The organism is Pseudarthrobacter sp. LMD1-1-1.1, assembly GCF_040676255.1.
Taxonomy (GTDB): Bacteria; Actinomycetota; Actinomycetes; order Actinomycetales; family Micrococcaceae; genus Arthrobacter.
In genome coordinates this window covers 736,017-748,903 of record NZ_JBEGHP010000012.1, presented here as the reverse complement: position 1 = coordinate 748,903, position 12,887 = coordinate 736,017, and the positions used below count along the sequence as shown (strand labels likewise).

General features: G+C 66.9%; 13 protein-coding genes. 6 read left to right on the top strand and 7 right to left on the bottom strand.

Annotated elements, in window-relative coordinates; translation table 11 throughout:
• Positions 1-70 precede the first annotated feature (70 nt).
• The 3 genes from MRBLMD1_RS09085 to MRBLMD1_RS09075 all read left to right on the top strand — a co-directional run bounded on the left by MRBLMD1_RS09085 (position 71) and on the right by MRBLMD1_RS09075 (position 2,915).
• Positions 71-910: an ABC transporter ATP-binding protein gene (locus tag MRBLMD1_RS09085; RefSeq protein WP_364398956.1), complete on the top strand. Its 840-nt coding sequence runs from the start codon at positions 71-73 to the stop codon at positions 908-910.
• Positions 907-1,773, top strand: a complete 867-nt coding sequence (locus MRBLMD1_RS09080; protein WP_201302472.1) for an ABC transporter permease — start codon at positions 907-909, stop codon at positions 1,771-1,773. Before MRBLMD1_RS09085 ends, MRBLMD1_RS09080 begins: the two co-directional genes overlap by 4 nt.
• A 65-nt stretch (positions 1,774-1,838) precedes the next feature.
• A complete protein-coding gene (locus MRBLMD1_RS09075; protein WP_364398954.1) occupies positions 1,839-2,915 on the top strand; it encodes an ABC transporter substrate-binding protein in 1,077 nt (358 codons plus the stop codon).
• A gap of 122 nt (positions 2,916-3,037) precedes the next feature.
• Here the strand turns inward: MRBLMD1_RS09075 and MRBLMD1_RS09070 are convergent, their stop codons facing one another.
• The gene (locus MRBLMD1_RS09070) at positions 3,038-3,901 is read right to left on the bottom strand and encodes an SDR family oxidoreductase (protein ID WP_364398952.1); all 864 of its coding nucleotides are present in this window, start codon (positions 3,899-3,901) and stop codon (positions 3,038-3,040) included.
• 121 nt (positions 3,902-4,022) lie between these two features.
• Between MRBLMD1_RS09070 and MRBLMD1_RS09065 the strand changes: the two genes are divergently transcribed.
• Entirely contained in the window at positions 4,023-4,397 is a 375-nt protein-coding gene (locus MRBLMD1_RS09065; RefSeq protein ID WP_159633752.1) for a winged helix-turn-helix transcriptional regulator, read from the top strand.
• 167 nt (positions 4,398-4,564) lie between these two features.
• Positions 4,565-4,828, top strand: coding sequence for a hypothetical protein (locus MRBLMD1_RS09060; protein ID WP_159633755.1), 264 nt, complete (start codon positions 4,565-4,567; stop codon positions 4,826-4,828).
• 4 nt (positions 4,829-4,832) lie between these two features.
• On the opposite strand, the gene MRBLMD1_RS09055 is transcribed toward MRBLMD1_RS09060, so the two are convergent.
• Together MRBLMD1_RS09055 and MRBLMD1_RS09050 are read right to left on the bottom strand one after the other, a co-directional pair.
• Positions 4,833-5,582 carry a 3-hydroxybutyrate dehydrogenase gene (locus MRBLMD1_RS09055; protein ID WP_159633758.1) on the bottom strand — a complete coding sequence of 250 codons (750 nt, stop codon included), beginning with the start codon at positions 5,580-5,582 and terminating at the stop codon, positions 4,833-4,835.
• 75 nt (positions 5,583-5,657) lie between these two features.
• Positions 5,658-7,037 (bottom strand): MFS transporter, encoded by a 1,380-nt coding sequence (locus MRBLMD1_RS09050; RefSeq protein WP_364398949.1) that lies wholly within the window; start codon positions 7,035-7,037, stop codon positions 5,658-5,660.
• Between the two features lie 127 nt (positions 7,038-7,164).
• Here MRBLMD1_RS09050 and MRBLMD1_RS09045 point away from each other — a divergent pair, with 127 nt between their 5' ends.
• Complete coding sequence (locus MRBLMD1_RS09045) at positions 7,165-8,061, top strand: LysR family transcriptional regulator (RefSeq protein ID WP_224024609.1); 897 nt, start codon at positions 7,165-7,167, stop codon at positions 8,059-8,061.
• A gap of 48 nt (positions 8,062-8,109) precedes the next feature.
• Here MRBLMD1_RS09045 and MRBLMD1_RS09040 read toward each other — a convergent pair whose 3' ends face one another.
• From MRBLMD1_RS09040 to MRBLMD1_RS09025, 4 genes are all read right to left on the bottom strand, one after another.
• Complete coding sequence (locus MRBLMD1_RS09040) at positions 8,110-9,018, bottom strand: spermidine synthase (RefSeq protein ID WP_364398946.1); 909 nt, start codon at positions 9,016-9,018, stop codon at positions 8,110-8,112.
• Between the two features lie 60 nt (positions 9,019-9,078).
• Positions 9,079-10,614 (bottom strand): D-glycero-beta-D-manno-heptose 1-phosphate adenylyltransferase, encoded by a 1,536-nt coding sequence (rfaE2, locus tag MRBLMD1_RS09035; protein WP_364398944.1) that lies wholly within the window; start codon positions 10,612-10,614, stop codon positions 9,079-9,081.
• Positions 10,611-12,059, bottom strand: a complete 1,449-nt coding sequence (locus tag MRBLMD1_RS09030; protein WP_364398942.1) for an aldehyde dehydrogenase family protein — start codon at positions 12,057-12,059, stop codon at positions 10,611-10,613. Before MRBLMD1_RS09030 ends, rfaE2 begins: the two co-directional genes overlap by 4 nt.
• A 93-nt stretch (positions 12,060-12,152) precedes the next feature.
• On the bottom strand, positions 12,153-12,869 hold the full coding sequence (locus MRBLMD1_RS09025; protein WP_364398940.1) for an SDR family oxidoreductase: 717 nt from the start codon (positions 12,867-12,869) through the stop codon (positions 12,153-12,155).
• Between the last annotated feature and the right edge of the window lie 18 nt (positions 12,870-12,887).

Here is a 12,887-nt window from a genome sequence, read left to right as displayed (position 1 = left end):
CACCATCGTTCCGAGAGCGTGAACCAGCAGGGGGAAACAAGCGGCCGGAGTTGGCCGGGAAGAGGCAAAGATGCCAGCTGCACAGCCAGCCACGTCCGGATATGCCGTGGAGCTCACCGGGTGCACCAAACAATTTCCAACCTCCGGAGGCGAGACCTACTTCGCAGTCCGCGACATCGACCTAAAGGTTGAACCCGGCCGCTTCGTCTCGATCGTTGGCCCGACCGGATCAGGAAAGTCCACCATCCTGAACATGGCTGCAGGCCTCCTGACACCCAGCTTTGGCGAGGTCAAGAGCTTCGGCGAATCGGTGTCGGGAGTGAACCGCCGGGCGTCCTACATGTTCCAGCAAGACGCCCTGCTGCCGTGGAAAACCGTCATCGACAACGTCAGCCTGGGCCTGACCATGGCCGGCGTCTCCAAGGCCGAGGCCCACTCGGAATCCCGGCGCTGGCTCGAAAAGGTGGGCCTCAAGAACTTTGCGGACCGCTATCCGCACCAGCTCAGCGGCGGCATGCGCAAGCGCACCGCCATCGCACAGGCCTGGATTGTGAACCCGGACATCCTCCTCATGGACGAACCCTTCTCTGCGCTCGACGTCCAGACGCGCCAAATCATGGAAAACGAACTCCTGCAGCTTTGGCAGGAATCCGGCAAGGCGGTGGTCTTCATTACCCACGACCTCGACGAAGCGATTGCCTTGTCCGACGAAGTGGTCATCCTGGGCGCAGGCCCCGGGAGCACCGTGGTGGGAAGCTACCAGATCGACATTCCCCGCCCCCGCGACCTGCTGGACATCCGGGATGACCCACGCTTCGTTGCCCTGCACCGGGAGATCTGGGGCCGCCTGAAAATCGAAGTCTCAAAGACCTACGAAAGCGCCATGGCGGAGGAAGGTGAGGCAGCATGACCATCCTTGGTTCACGGAGGCCGGGTTCCCGCGGGAACGGCTCACCCGGCAGCACCCATGACCGCAGCCCGGTCAGCCGCCCCGCCCGCCGGGGAGAAATGTCGCCCCTGGCCATGCGGAGCATCCAACTCCTCCTCACGGTTCTCGTCCTGGGAGCGTGGGAGGTCCTGGGCCGGGCCGGGGTGATTGACGAATTCTTCTTCCCCCTTCCCTCGGACATCTTCCAGACCGTGTGGCTCTGGGTGTCCTCAGGGTTCGTGTTCCCCCATCTCTGGGTGACCATGCAGGAAGCCATCCTCGCCTTCCTGGTCGGGGCCGCCGTCGGACTCCTCCTGGGCTTCATCCTCGCCCGCGTCCGCTTCCTTGAACGGTTGCTGGACCCCTTCCTCCAGATGTTCAACGCGCTCCCCCGCGTGGTCCTGGCTCCGATCTTCCTGCTGTGGTTCGGCCTTGGCATCTGGTCCAAGGTCGCATTCGGCTTCACCCTGGTGTTTTTCATCGTCTTCTTCAACACCCTGGAAGGCGTCAAGAGCGTGGACCGGGTCCTGGTGGACAACGCCAGGATGCTGGGGGCCAGCGAAAAGCAGCTCCTGCGCCACGTCTTCATTCCGAGTGCACTGACCTGGATCTTCTCCAGCCTGCATATCAGCGTCGGCTTCGCCATTACCGGCGCAGTGGTGGGTGAGTACCTGGGCGCTTCGGGCGGCGTGGGATACGCCATCGCGCAGGCGCAGGGCGTATTCGATACCAAGGGCGTGTTCGCGGGGATGTTCATCCTCATGATCGTCGTGCTGATCATCGACCTCCTCGTCAACCGCCTGGAACGGCACCTGCTCAGGTGGCGCCCGGTCCGGTCTTCCTGACCCCGACCGGCCAACAGCTGCTTTACCGGCGCAGAAACTCAACAACCCGCCTGAAAGGGACACTCATGACACAGAAAGCAACCCGGCGCCGTGGCCGGGTCCTCCTCCGGCCACTGACCCTGGTTGCCTCGGTTGCCCTGGCACTCTCCGCCTGTGGCGCCCCCGCGGCCGCCCCTCCCGGACAAAGCGGATCCGCCGCTGCCGGCGGCGGGGGCGGCAAGGTGGTCATCGGCGTCGGCGGACAGACCCTCCTGACCTACCTGCCGACCACCCTGGCCCAGCAACTTGGGTACTACAAGGATGAGGGCGTGGACGTTGAGCTTCAGGACCTCCAAGGCGGCTCCAAGGCCCTGACCGCCATGATTGGCGGCAGCACCAACGTGACCAGCGGCTACTACGAGCACACGATCCAGATGCAGGCCAAGAACCAGCAGATCAAGGCGTTCGTGGACATGGGCCAGTCCTCGGGCCTTGCGCTGCTGGTGGCCCCGAAGAACGAAGGCCAGATCAAATCCATTGCCGACCTGAAGGGCAAGAACGTCGGCGTCACCGCCCCGGGCTCCTCCACGGACATGTTCGTGAAGTTCCTGCTGGCGAAGAACAACATGCAACAAACTGATGCAGCCGTGTCCGCCATCGGCGCCGGGTCTTCCGCCGTTGCCGCTGTCGAGCAGGGCCAGGTGGATGCAGCCGTCATGCTCGAACCGGACGTGTCAGTCCTCACCAAGCGCATCGGCCACAATCCCGTAGTGCTGGAGGATGTCCGGACGTCGGAGGGCCTGAAGGAAGTGTTCGCCACCGATTCCTGGCCTTCCGCCTGCCTTTACGCCAAGACCGAGTGGCTGAACCAGAACAAGGACACCGCCGCCAAGCTGGCCAAGGCCATCAAGCGGACCCTGGAGTACATCAACGGGCATTCGGGCGCCGAAATCGCGGCCAAGATGCCGGAAAGCTTCGCCGGCGGAGACAAGGACCTCTATGCCAAGGTGATCGAGGACCTCAAGAAGACCCTGAGCAAGGACGGCACATTCACCGACGACGGCGTCCAGGCAGTCCTGAAGACCCAGCAGGTAGCCAACCCGGACGTCGGAAACAAGGAGATCAAGCTGGCCGATACGTACACCAACGACCTCGTGAAGTGATGCCACGCTATGTCCTGACCGCGGGCGGCGACTAACCAGCGAATAACGCCGCGCCCCGGCAAGCACAACAAAAAAGGTGCCCGGCCCCTCATGGGGCCGGGCACCTTTGGCGTTCCGCCGTCCTAAGCGGCAGCAGCGGCGGCCCTGACCGCCTGGCCAAGGGACGTCGTCGGGCGCCCGATCAGCCGGCGGAGGTCGCCGGTGCTGACCAGGAGATCGCCGCGCGCAATGCCAAGGTCGGAGTCCGCAAGGATTTCAGCGAAAGCCTCCGGCACGCCCACGGATGCGAGCAGGCCTGCGTACTCCCCCGCGGGCAGGTCGTTGTAGCTGATGGACTTTCCGGTGGCAGCGCTGATCTCCGATGCGAGGTCGGCCATGCTGAACGCGTCGTCGCCGCCCAGTTCGTAGACTTTGCCGGCCTGGTCGTCGGCCACCAGGACCGCGGCGGCTGCGTGGGCGTAGTCGGCCCGTGAGGCACCGCTGACCTTGCCGTCACCGGCGCTTCCTGCGACGGCTCCCTGCGCGAGGATCCCGGGAAGCTGTTGGGTGTAGTTTTCCAGGTACCAGCCGTTGCGCAGCAGCACGAAGGGGACACCCGATTCACGCAGCAGGGCTTCGGTGGCCTTGTGCTCGTTGGCCAGCAACATGGCGGTGGTGTCAGCGTTGGCGATGCTGGTATAGGCAAGCAGTTCCACGCCCTCGGCCCTGGCGGCTTCGATGACGGTGCGGTGCTGGTCAACCCGCTGTCCCACTTCGCTGCCGGAGATCAGCAGCACGCGCTTGGCACCCTTCAGGGCAGCAGCAACTGAACCGGCGTCGGCGTAATCCATCGCCTTCACTTGAACCCCGCGGGCAGCGAAGTCAGCGAGCTTTTCAACGGACCGGCCTGCTGCGACGATTTCTCCGGCCGGCACGCCGCGTTCCAGGAGGGCTTCAAGAACGTGGCGGCCAAGCTGGCCGGTGGCGCCTGTAACAACGATGCTCACAATGATTCCTTTCGGGATTTTTTGCTCTGTCAGTGGGCACAACCGGGCCGGCGGCAGATAACTTCCCGAAAGAGAGTACGCACTTTGAAGTAAGGTACTGACCTCCAGGTAAGCTGGGCCCATGAAAGCAGCTCCCCTGCCTCCCGCATTTGCCGACGGCGTGTTCGCGGCCGGGTGCCCCAGCCGGACCGTACTGGACCACGTCACCAGCAAATGGGGTGTCCTGATCCTGGTGGCCCTGTCCGAGGGTGAGCAGCGGTGGAGTGACTTACGACGGCGGGCCGAGGGCATCAGCGAGAAAATGCTGGCACAGACGTTGAAGACGCTGGAACGCGACGGCCTGGTCAGCAGGGACGCGCAGCCGGTCATCCCTCCACGGGTTGACTACAGCCTCACCGAGCGGGGCTACGAGTTGAGCGCGCTGCTGGTGCCGCTGGTGGCCTGGGCGTTCGACAACGCCGACGAGATCATCAACGGGACCGGGAAGGCCAAGTAGTACCGGCACCCAAACTCGAGTACCTGTTACTGGTGTGGCTGGTGTGAATAGCGCATAGCGTGGGCGTACGGTGGCGGCCGGAATGGGAGGACCATCCTCTGCTGGGAGCGTTCCGCCAACCAGCACCGTTAGCAGGCGGCGGGCTGCCGCTCGGAGGAGTTGGTCGCATGGCCAAGGACTACGTACAGGATCTTGCCGGCATGGGCCGGCCCGTCAGCCTCGGGGCTGCCCTTTCGGGGGCATGGGGCCGGACGTTGACGGTTTTCAGCCCCCGCTGCCCTTACCGGGTAGGGGACACGGTCATAGGCGACGACCCCTTCAGCGGCAGGCGCGAAGGGGTCGTCGTGTGGCAGGACCGCCGGTCAGTGGGAGTGAAGACCCCGTACGGCGTCTTCTTCTTTGACCACCGGCTGGTCAAGCCCCTGGACTGATGTACTAACGGGCTGACCAGCCGCCGTCCATGGTGTAGCTGGCACCAGTGACCATGCCGGCATCCGGGGACGCCAGCCAGGCCACCAGGGAGGCTACCTCGTCCGGTTCCACCAGGCGCTTGATGGCGGCTTCGGTGAGCAACACCTTCGCGAGGACCTCCGACTCCGGGATGCCGTGCATCTTGGCCTGGTCCGCGAGCTGCTTCTCCACCAGGGGCGTGCGCACGTATCCGGGGTTGACGCAGTTCGATGTAACACCGTGCGGGCCCCCTTCAAGCGCCGTCACCTTGCTGAGTCCTTCGAGACCGTGCTTGGCGGAGACATACGCACTTTTGAACGGAGATGCGCGGAGGCCGTGAACCGAGGACAGGTTGATGACGCGGCCGAAGTTGTTGGCGTACATGTGCGGCAACGCGGCCCGGATGAGCAGGAACGGGGCCTCCAGCATCAGGCTGATGATCCGGCGGAAGTCCGCGGGATCGAACTCCTCGATGGGGTTGATGCGCTGGATGCCGGCGTTGTTGACCAGGATGTCGCAGTCCAGGCTCAGTGCGGCCAGGGCGTCGACATCCAGCAGGTCCACTTCCCAGGCACTCCCGCCCACCTCATCGGCGAGGGCCGCAGCAGCGGCGGCGTCGACGTCGGCCACCACCACTTTGGCTCCCCGCGCCGCCAGTGCGCGCACGCACGCGGCCCCGATTCCGCTGGCTCCGCCGGTGACCAGCGCCTTGCGTCCATTCAATGTGTTGTCCATTGCAGTTCTCCTTGTGTACAGCCAACGACTTGTGCGCCCAACCGGTCAAACGCCCCGGTCAGCCCACCAGCCAGGTCAACGCCGTGCAGCGGTCAGCAGACCTTCGCGGGCCGCGTCTTCCTTGTCCACATCCTCCAGGGCAATGCCCCTGGTTTCCTTCAGGCTTAGCACGGCCACGGTGGTGATGGCACAGGCCACCACCAGGTAAATGGCGGTGGGCACCCACGAACCGGTGTCCTTCAGCCACTGGGTGGCCAGCAGCGGCGCCAGGGATCCGGCGAAGATGGACGTCACCTGCGAGCCGAGGGATGCGCCCGAGTACCGCATGCGGGTGGGGAACATCTCGGCCATGATGGCCGGCTGTCCCGCGTACATCAGGCCGTGCAGGCACAGACCGATGGTGACGGCCAGGACGATGACCACTGCGTTCCGGGTATCGAACATCGGGAAGGCGAAGAACGGCCAGGTGGCACCCAGGATGGCGCCCGCGAGGTAGACGGGCTTGCGGCCGATCCGGTCCGCCAGCCGGCCGTACTGCGGAATGATGGCGAAGTGGATGACGTGGGCGATCAGCAGCGCCAGCAGGAGCGAGGAAGTGTCGTACTTGTGCACGCTCTTGAGGTAGACAATCGCGAAGCTGACCACCAGGTAGTACATGATGTTTTCCGCGAACCGCAGGCCCATGGCCTGGAAGATGCCCTTGGGGTACTTGCGCAGGACCTCGAAGACGCCGTAGCTGACGGCCTGTTCCTTCTCCACCAGCTCCTTGGCTTCGAGGAAGATAGGCGACTCGCTGACGTTGGTGCGGATGTAGTAGCCCACGAAGACGATCACGGCGGAGAGCCAGAACGCCACGCGCCAGCCCCAGCCGAGGAACGCCTCGCTGCTGAGGGTGGTGGACATGATGTACAGCACCAGGGTGGCCAGGAGGTTGCCCACCGGGACGGCGGCCTGGGGCCAGCTGGACCAGAAGGCGCGCGTCTTGTTGGGGCTGTGTTCGGCCACCAGGAGCACGGCACCGCCCCACTCGCCGCCCAGGGCGAAGCCCTGGATGAAGCGCAGGGCCACCAGCAGCGCGGGGGCCAGGTATCCGATGTCGGCGAAGCCGGGCAGGCAGCCCATCAGGAACGTGGAGATGCCGATGATCACGATGGTGAGCTGCAGGGTGGGTTTGCGGCCCAGCTTGTCACCGATCTGGCCGAACACGATGCCGCCCAGGGGACGGGCGATGAAGCCGACGGCGTAGGTGAGGAAGGCCTGGATGATTCCGTCCAGGTCGTTGCCCGTTGACGGAAAGAAGTACTTGCCGAAGACCAGGGTGGCAGCGGTGGCGTAGAGGAAGAACTCGTACCATTCCACAACGGTGCCCACCATGGAGGCGGCAACAATCCTCTTCAGTCCTGATCCTTCGGGTGCATGCCCGGCGTTGTTGGCCGGGCGCTGCTCTACGCTCATTGTTTCTCCTAGTGTCCACATTGACACGCGCTGTGATCTCCAGCACAAGTGACTCAGATGAGTATTGCTGCACAAAGGATGCACTTCAATGGCCAAAGAGGCAGTCAACGTGTGCACAATTGCAGATATGAATGCGAACCCTGATGACCTGCTGGTCCTTCTGGCGGTGTCCCGCTCCGCCAGATTCACGACGGCGGCCCAGGCCCTGGGCTTGAACCACACCACGGTCTCGCGCAGGATCGCCGCGCTGGAGAAGTCGCTGGGCGGCCGGGTGCTGTCCCGCGCCGCGGGTGGCTGGGAGCTGACGGAGCTCGGCGAACGGGCCGTGCGGGCGGCCGAACAGGTGGAGGCGGTGCTGGGCACGCTGGGACCGGCCGGCCAGGCACCCGACCCGGTTGCCGGCGTCGTGCGCATGACCGCGACCGATGGCTTCAGCGCCTACATTGCCGCCCCGGCCGTGGCGCGGCTGCGCCGGGACCACCCGGGCCTGAGCGTGGAGGTAGTCACCATGACCCGCCGGGCACTGCAGCAGCGGTCCGGGCTGGACATCGAGGTGGTGGTGGGCGAGCCGCAGGTGCACCGCGCGGAGGCCATCCGGCTGGGCGAATACCGCCTGGGCATGTACGCCTCCCGCGCCTACCTTGCGGAGCATGGGACACCGGCCACCGTGGCAGAACTGAACGGGCACCCGCTGGTCTACTTCGTGGACTCAATGCTGCAGGTGGACGACCTGGATGCGCCAAGGCGGCTGGTTCCCGCCATGAAGGACGGGCTGACCTCCACCAACGTGTTCGTCCACGTGGAGGCGACCCGGGCCGGCGCGGGCGTCGGGTTCCTGCCGTGCTTCATGGCCGACCTCCACGATGACCTGGTCCGCCTGCTGCCTGACAAGATAGGCGAACTGCTCCCCTACTGGATGGTCCTGCGCCCGGATTCGCTGCGCCGCCCCGCGGTGGCCGCCGTCGTGCAGGCACTCCGCGAACGGATGGCCGAGCACCGCGGCGCGCTGTTGGGCAAGGGTTAAGCCCGTCGATTGCTGAGTAATTGCCGTTTTGACCGCCGAAAACGGCAGTTACTCAGCAATCGATGGCGGTGGGGGTGGGTCGTGGCGGACCGGCGCTCCCGCCGCGAATGCCCGCACCTGGGCGTCGTCCCACAGGTGTGCCGGGACTGCCCCGCCGAGGAGCCGGCGGCGCAGCTTCGGATCGTCGCCGAAGGGCGCGTCGCTGCCGGCCATCACCATGTTTCCGTACCGCCGGCCCTTCAGCATGGCGGGATCGGCGATGATCACGGTGTGTTTGAAGGCCGCCGCGATGGTGGCGGCGTCCTCCCGGGCGTTTTTCAGGTCCGGTGCGTCGCCGGAATTGGCGACATAGAGCCCGCCGGGGGCCAGAACCCGCTTGGCATGCGCGGTGAATTCGGCGGTGGTCAGCGGACGGGGGGTGAATGCGCCGGCAAAGACGTCGCGGATGATGAAGTCCCTGGTCTGGGCAGTGAGGGTTTCCGTGACGGCGCGGGCCTCCCCCACGCGGATCCGCAGCAGGGGCGCCTTGGGGAGGTCGAACCAGCCGCGCACGTACTCGGCGAGCTTCCCGTCCAGCTCCACCACCACCTGGCGTGCGTCCGGGTAGGCGGCGGAAAAGTAGCGGGCCATGGAGCAGGCGCCGCCGCCCAGGTGCAGCCCGCGCAGTTTGTGCGCGGCCGACGGCGGCCAGCGGGACTCGATGAGCGCCGCCATCCACCGCATGTACTCGAAGTCCAGGAACAGGGGGTCGGCGAGGTCGATGTGCGAGCTCATGACGCCGTTGATCTTCAGGAGCCAGCCGGTGGAGTTGTCCTGGTCGGCGATCAGCTCGCAATCGCCGGTGTCGATGTAGTAGACGCCCTCCACCGGACCGTTCACCACTGATCCTTTGGGCACCTCGACCACACCGGCTGCCGGGCGGCCGGCCCTGCCTCCTGACTTTCCGCGTTTGCCCATTACCCGTGATCCGCTTCAGTCATGCTTCAACCCTATGTGACAGGCCCTGGCTGGCGGGGCCTAGGTGGCAGGGCTGGCAGCCCCCTGGCCGTCCCGGATCCGGTTCACCACGGCGGTGGTGGACCGTTCCGCCACATAGTCCAGGATGGCCACGCGGCCGCCGTACTCCTCCACCGCGGGGGTTTCCGCCAGCATCTCGGGGGTGTAGTCCCCGCCCTTGGCGTACACCTCGGGCCGGAGCCTGCGGATCAGCGGCGCGGCCGTGGGGGTATCGAACACCGTCACGTAGTCCACGCAGCTCAGCGCGGCCACCACCGCTGCCCGGTCCGCCATGTTGTTGATGGGCCGGCCGGCCCCCTTGAGCCGGCGGACGGAATCGTCGCTGTTCAGCGCCACCACCAGGATGTCGCCCAGCTGTTTGGCCTGGTTGAGGTACCGGGTATGGCCGCTGTGCAGGACGTCGAAGCACCCGTTGGTCAGCACGATCCGCTGGCCCTGGGCGCGGTGAAGCTCCATCTGCCGCTCCAGTTCGTCCGCGCTCAGGGCAGTATCGGCGAAGGCTTCCAGGTACCGGCTGAGCTGGGCGGTGCTGCACACTGAGGTGCCCGGCTGGTGGACCACCACGTCGGCCGCCGACTGGGCCAGGTCCAGGCTGGCGGTCAGCGGCAGGCCGGCCGCGCGGGCCAGCGTCAGGGCAGCGACAAACGTGTCGCCCGCTCCGGATGCCTGTTTCTCCGCAGCCGGCCGCGCCCACGTCCGGTGCCGGACGCCGTCGGGAGTCAGCAGGACGGTTCCGTCCCGGTCCAAAGTGACCACCACGGCGCGTGAGCCGGTGCCCTGGAGCAGCGCCCCCGCCTCGGCAGCCACGGCTTCCACCCGCGCCTGTCCCTCCGGGAGCTTCCGGTCCAGCAGCCGCGCCGTTTCCTGTGCGTTCGGGGTCACCAGGTCAGGCTGCAGCGCGGCCCATGCCCGCGGGTCGTGGGCATCGACCACCACCAGCGGCCGGTCCTTTCCGGCAGTGCCGGTCCCCAGGACATCGGCCAGGACCGTGCGGACGGGGTCCGCCACCACCCCGGTCCCGTAGTCGCACACCAGGACAGCGTCCCGGTGTCCGACGGCGGCACGCACCGAGGCGGCGAGCGCGTCCAGGGCGTCGGCCGGGACAGCCCTGGCCGCGTCGTCGAGGCGCAGCATCACCTGGCCGCCGCTGCTGATGCGGATCTTGGTGGTGGTGACCATGTCCGGATGGGACTGCAGGTGCTGGACGTCGATGCCCGCCGCGGCAAGCTGCCCGCGCAGGTCCTCACCGGCGTCGTCCGTGCCGATGATGCCGGCCACCGCCACCTTCGCCCCCAGGGCCGCCAGGTTCATGGCGGTATTGGCCGCCCCGCCGGGGACCGATTCGCGGGTTTGGATGTCCACCACGGGTGCGGGGGCTTCGCGGCACAGCCGTTCGATGCTGCCGCTCCACCAGCCATCGAGCATGACGTCGCCGATCACCAGGATCGATGGCTGTTCCGCTGCCAGCCTGCCGGGCAGCCGGTCGGTCAATGCCCGCTGGGTGGAGAGGTCACTGGAGTCCGGGGACGTGCTCATGGCAGGTCCTGTTCATCGATGACGGGTCCGGCGCCAGGCTCCGGCGCCGGGGGCACTGCGATATGGACCACCTTGACCTGGCTGAATTCGTCCAGCAGCTCGGGTCCGTAGCCGAACCCGGCGCCGCTCTCGCCGCGGGGCTGGGCCGCGCCGCCTGGAGCGCCGCCGAAGACCGCGTTGACCTTGACTGTTCCCACCGGCAGCGCGGCCACTGCCTGCTGGATGTGCGCGATGTTGCTGCTCAGGACGGTGGCGGCCAGTCCGTACTTGCCGCTGCATGCCAGGCGCAGGCCGTCGTCGAACGTGTCCACCACCTGGACCGGGGCCACCGGTCCGAACGTCTCCTCGGTCATGACCTGCATTCCTTCGGTGCAGCCGAGGAGCACGGTGGCCGGGTAGAACGAGCCGGGCCCGTCCGGCAGCGAACCGCCTTCAACGGCGCGGGCGCCCTGGCCCAGGGCCTCGGCGACGTGACCGTGGACGGCGTCCCGCATCCGGAGGTCCACCAGCGGCGCCACGGATCCGTTGCTGTTCCGCAGTGCGGCCTCGGCCTCCAGGGCGCTGCAGAACGCGGCAGCGATGTCTTTATGGACGTAGATGCGTTCCACGGAAGTGCAGATCTGCCCACTGTTGGCGAACGCACCGATGGCAGCCTGCTCCGCAGCCCACGCCGGGTCCACGTCGCGGTCCACCAGCAGGGGATCATTGCCGCCGTTTTCCCGGATGACGTGTGCGCCGGTGCGGGCCCCCGCTTCTGCGATCCGGGCGCCGGAGGCGCTGGAACCCACGTGGGCGATCACGTCCACCTCCGCCTGTGACAGGGCTGCCCCCACGTCCGCGCCGCCGGAGAGGGTCAGGAAGACGCCGGCAGGGAAGGCCGGTGCCAGGACTTCGCCCAGCGCCTCGCCCAGCCGGGGGCAGCGCTCGCTGGGCTTGTGGATGACCGCGTTGCCCGTCACCAAGGCGGCCCCGATCAGGCCGCAGGCCACTGCCACCGGATCATTCCAGGGGGTCAGCAATACGGCCACGCCGCGCGGCTCGGCAACGGTGTAGTCGGAGGCGAGCCGGCTGCCGCGGAGGCTGTGGCCGCGGTGCACCGGGCCCAGTTCGGCATATTGTTCCAGGGTGGACACGGCGGCGGCGATGCCCGCCAGGGCCTCCGCTTCCGGCCGCCCGGTTTCGCTGGCATTCAGCCCGGCAAGCTCCTGGGCGGCCGCATCAAGCGCCTTGGCGGCGGCGCGGAGGGCGGCACCACGCTCGGCCGGCGCTGTCGCTGCCCATCCGGGCGCAGCCCTGCGGGCCACGTCCACGGCATCATTCACTGCATCCGGGCCCGCCTGGGGCACCGTCCATAGCACTTCACCGGTCCGCGGGTCCTGGATGGTGATGCCGGCGTCCCCGACTGTTTCCTTGCCTGCGGTTGTTTCAGTGGCTGTGGTGGGCATGGTGTTCCTCCCGCCTTTCGGTGTGGGTATGTCGCTGCTGGCATGTGGGTGCTGGTGGTCCTGCTGTGGCGCGGGTGGCGGCCGGTACCCGGCTTAGGGCCAGGAGCCTTCTTCCTCGTGGCAGATCAGCATTTCCCTGACCTCGCAGCCGGTGGGCTGGTTCAAGGCGAACAGGATGGCCTGCGCCGTGTTGGCGGGGTCGTTGAGCCGGGAATCGTCCTGCGGCTTGTACTGCTCGGTCCGGTCATCGAAGAACCGGGTCTTCATGCCGCCCGGGATCATGGTGGTGACGCCGATTTCGCCGCCGGTTTCCGCGGCCAGTGCATGGCTGAACCCCACCACGCCGAACTTGGAGGCGCAGTACGCGGTGGCATCGGCCACGGCGCGCTTGCCCAGGGTGGATGCCACGGTGACCACGCGGCCGTGGGTTTCCTTGAGGTAGGGCAGGGCCGCACGCACCACGGAAACGGTGCCCATCAGGTTGACCCCGATGACCTTTTCCCACTCGGTGGCTTCGACGTCGGCGAGCTTGCCGCAGCGGTCGATCCCGGCAGCAGTGACCACCGCGTCCAAGCCTCCCAGGGTTTCGGCGGCTTCCCGGACCGCGTGCTCCACGGCCGCGCGGTCCGCGACGTCCACTTCGAACGCCTTCACCCCCGAGACGGTGCTGATTTCGCGGTCCAGGACCACCGGCGTCCCGCCGGAGCGAAGGACGGCCTCGACGACGGCGGCCCCCAGTCCGGAGGCACCTCCGGTGACAAGGACGCGTCCGGGCGTGGTGGCGGCAGTTGCGGTTGATTCTGCGGTCATGGTGTTCCTTTCAATGGG

What these genes read in the sequence shown, in the direction of transcription:
- MRBLMD1_RS09085 (WP_364398956.1), top strand. Translation starts at nt 71, where the DNA reads ATGCCAGCTGCACAGCCAGCCACGTCCGGATATGCCGTGGAGCTCACC.
- MRBLMD1_RS09080 (WP_201302472.1), top strand. Translation starts at nt 907, where the DNA reads ATGACCATCCTTGGTTCACGGAGGCCGGGTTCCCGCGGGAACGGCTCA.
- MRBLMD1_RS09075 (WP_364398954.1), top strand. Translation starts at nt 1,839, where the DNA reads ATGACACAGAAAGCAACCCGGCGCCGTGGCCGGGTCCTCCTCCGGCCA.
- MRBLMD1_RS09065 (WP_159633752.1), top strand. Translation starts at nt 4,023, where the DNA reads ATGAAAGCAGCTCCCCTGCCTCCCGCATTTGCCGACGGCGTGTTCGCG.
- MRBLMD1_RS09060 (WP_159633755.1), top strand. Translation starts at nt 4,565, where the DNA reads ATGGCCAAGGACTACGTACAGGATCTTGCCGGCATGGGCCGGCCCGTC.
- MRBLMD1_RS09055 (WP_159633758.1), bottom strand. Translation starts at nt 5,582, where the DNA reads ATGGACAACACATTGAATGGACGCAAGGCGCTGGTCACCGGCGGAGCC.
- MRBLMD1_RS09050 (WP_364398949.1), bottom strand. Translation starts at nt 7,037, where the DNA reads ATGAGCGTAGAGCAGCGCCCGGCCAACAACGCCGGGCATGCACCCGAA.
- MRBLMD1_RS09045 (WP_224024609.1), top strand. Translation starts at nt 7,165, where the DNA reads ATGAATGCGAACCCTGATGACCTGCTGGTCCTTCTGGCGGTGTCCCGC.
- MRBLMD1_RS09040 (WP_364398946.1), bottom strand. Translation starts at nt 9,018, where the DNA reads ATGGGCAAACGCGGAAAGTCAGGAGGCAGGGCCGGCCGCCCGGCAGCC.
- rfaE2 (WP_364398944.1), bottom strand. Translation starts at nt 10,614, where the DNA reads ATGAGCACGTCCCCGGACTCCAGTGACCTCTCCACCCAGCGGGCATTG.
- MRBLMD1_RS09030 (WP_364398942.1), bottom strand. Translation starts at nt 12,059, where the DNA reads ATGCCCACCACAGCCACTGAAACAACCGCAGGCAAGGAAACAGTCGGG.
- MRBLMD1_RS09025 (WP_364398940.1), bottom strand. Translation starts at nt 12,869, where the DNA reads ATGACCGCAGAATCAACCGCAACTGCCGCCACCACGCCCGGACGCGTC.